This window comes from Burkholderia sp. BCC1972 (assembly GCF_905339605.1).
Lineage (GTDB): Bacteria > Pseudomonadota > Gammaproteobacteria > Burkholderiales > Burkholderiaceae > Burkholderia.
In genome coordinates, this window is sequence record NZ_CAJPGH010000099.1 from 1 (window position 1) to 367 (window position 367).

Annotated in this window: 1 protein-coding gene; it reads left to right on the forward strand. The window is 65.1% G+C overall.

The genetic code is table 11. The annotated features are described in order from the left end of the window. On the forward strand, window positions 1-367 hold a 367-nt coding region (locus U5798_RS36975), incomplete at both ends, for an ABC transporter ATP-binding protein (protein WP_322084892.1).

Here is a 367-nt window from a genome sequence, read left to right on the forward strand (position 1 = left end):
ACTCGTGACGCTGATCGGCGCGAACGGCGCGGGCAAGACCACGACGATGAAGGCGATCACGGGCCTGAAGCCGTACTCGGCGGGTGACATCGAGTACGAAGGCAAGTCGATCAAGGGCATCCCGTCGCACGAGTTGCTCAAGCGCGGCCTCGCGATGGTGCCGGAAGGCCGCGGGATCTTCGCGCGGATGTCGATCATCGAGAACATGCAGATGGGCGCGTACCTGCGCAACGACAACGAGCAGATCAAGAAGGACGTCGACCGGATGTTCGGCTTCTTCCCGCGCCTGAAGGAGCGTGCGACGCAGCTCGCGGGCACGCTGTCGGGCGGCGAGCAGCAGATGCTGGCGATGTCGCGCGCGATCCTC